We start from the raw sequence: 1953 nt of genomic DNA, 5'->3' as shown, positions 1-1953 counted from the left end.
ATATATTTTAAAAATTTATTATCCTTTTTGATCATAGAAATCTGTTACCTCATTTCTAGGCTTTAAAATTAACAACAAAAGGCAAAAATTTTAAAGTTATTAAAAAACATCATGCGAATACACCAAAAACGATATTAACATGATAAAAAAAAGATATTTGTTATATTGATAATTTACCTATTTTCAACTAAAAACTAATAAATACAGATGAATTATTTTTTTATACCTTTATAATTTGGAGGAAATAAATATATCGTTAAATATATTTACCATTCGTTTAATTCTTAATTTTTATATGATGGAGGCCCTGAACGGATTTGAACCGATGATCAAGCTTTTGCAGAGCCACGCCTTACCACTTGGCTACAGGGCCATTTGTACTTTAACAAAATAAATAGCTATTATTTATAATAGTTATTTATTTTGTCATTAATTTTTCAACGTCATCTATTTCTTTAGGAATATTGTGAGTTAAATTAACATTACCGTTGGAACTAACTAAAACATCGTCTTCAATACGGATGCCTAAACTTAATTCTGGTAAATATAAACCTGGTTCGATAGTGATAATGCTATTTTCCTTAATAGGTTCAAAAGAATTACCTACATCATGCACTTCTAAACCTAAATAATGACCTAAACCGTGATAACAATATTTATCAATAGATTCGTCTTTTTTTAAAAAACCTAATCCACTTAACCCATCGCTTAAAATTTGTTTACCATAATGATTCATTTCAGCAAAAGTATGTCCTGGTTTGATCCATTCAATAGTTTTTTTATTCGCTTTTAAAACAATTTCATAAATTTGTTTTTGTTGAGGGGTGAATTTTCCACTAGCAGGAAAACAACGAGAAACATCAGAAGTATAATTTTGATAACGAACCCCACAATCTATCAAAACTAAATCATTCGCACCAATAGGACTCTTTTTTTGGTTATAATGCAAAATAGTCGCATTATTGCCAGAAGCCACAATAGTGTGAAAAGAGTTGGTTGCACCATGACTTTCTAAAGCATAATGATAAAAAGCCGATATTTCGTATTCATACAATCCTGTTTGCATTTTTTGCGCTATTCCCTCTAAAGCTGTTTTATTTAAAGCAATAGCTTGTTGAATTAAAGTGATTTCTTCTGGTTGTTTAGTGATCCTTAAATCTGCTACTAAACGACAATTATCCTTTATTCTTAAAAAAGGATAATTTGTTTGAATTAAATTAGCCATTTTTAAAGATACAGAAAGATTGTCTTTTAATTTAAATTTGGATAAATCTAAATAAATATTTTCCATATAACCGAATTTACTAATTTTCACAATATTTAATAAAGAAAATACAAAAGTTTCCAAAAGGTTAATATCTAAACAATTCTTAACAAGAATAGAACTTATTTCCGCAGCTTTGGCAAAACTTAAAGTTTCTCCATCCCATAATTTTTTCACAGGATCTACTGGGTCTAAAAACAAAAAAACTTCTTCTTTTTGTTCGTTTTTAACCATTAATAAAACTACATTTTTCTGTTCTATACCAGTTAAATAATAAAAATTTTTATTAACTTCAAATTCCGCCTTAGCGGAAAGTTCTTCGTTAAACTGATGTTGATCAGAAAAAAACAATACTAGACTATTATTCTCAATTTTTTGAAGCAATGATTGACGATTTTTTTGATAAAATACAGACATTTTTTAAATCCAACTTTTTTATTTTTTTTCTCTTTGGATAGTGTGTTTACGCTCAGACGGACAATATTTATTAAATTCTAAACGCCCTGGATGTTGTTTTTTATTTTTGTAAGTATAATAATGCTCTCTACCGCAATCTATACAAACTAATTTTACTAATTCACTCATTTTTATACCCTCTAAACTTCTTATATTATTAACTCATTAAAAATAATCCTCAATAATAAAGACCATAAAAACTCATTAAAAAGTTTTTATTAAATATAATAAAT

2 protein-coding genes and 1 tRNA gene are annotated in these 1953 nt (G+C 26.9%); all 3 read right to left on the bottom strand.

Annotated features, from left to right (window positions below; translation table 11 throughout):
• Positions 1-299: 299 nt before the first annotated feature.
• The 3 genes from ON17_RS00770 to rpmG all read right to left on the bottom strand — a co-directional run bounded on the left by ON17_RS00770 (position 300) and on the right by rpmG (position 1849).
• Positions 300-373, bottom strand: a tRNA-Cys gene (locus ON17_RS00770).
• Positions 374-418: 45 nt separating this feature from the next.
• A complete protein-coding gene (locus tag ON17_RS00765; protein WP_017191577.1) occupies positions 419-1681 on the bottom strand; it encodes an aminopeptidase P family protein in 1263 nt (420 codons plus the stop codon).
• Positions 1682-1699: 18 nt separating this feature from the next.
• Positions 1700-1849 carry a 50S ribosomal protein L33 gene (gene rpmG, locus ON17_RS00760; RefSeq protein ID WP_017191576.1) on the bottom strand — a complete coding sequence of 50 codons (150 nt, stop codon included), beginning with the start codon at positions 1847-1849 and terminating at the stop codon, positions 1700-1702.
• Positions 1850-1953: the final 104 nt, after the last annotated feature.

The organism is Poinsettia branch-inducing phytoplasma str. JR1 (assembly GCF_000309465.1).
In the GTDB taxonomy this organism is placed as follows: Bacteria; Bacillota_I; Bacilli_A; order Acholeplasmatales; family Acholeplasmataceae; genus Phytoplasma; species Phytoplasma pruni.
This window is presented reverse-complemented; position numbering and strand designations above follow the sequence as displayed.

What these genes read in the sequence shown, in the direction of transcription:
- rpmG (WP_017191576.1), bottom strand. Translation starts at nt 1,849, where the DNA reads ATGAGTGAATTAGTAAAATTAGTTTGTATAGATTGCGGTAGAGAGCAT.
- ON17_RS00765 (WP_017191577.1), bottom strand. Translation starts at nt 1,681, where the DNA reads ATGTCTGTATTTTATCAAAAAAATCGTCAATCATTGCTTCAAAAAATT.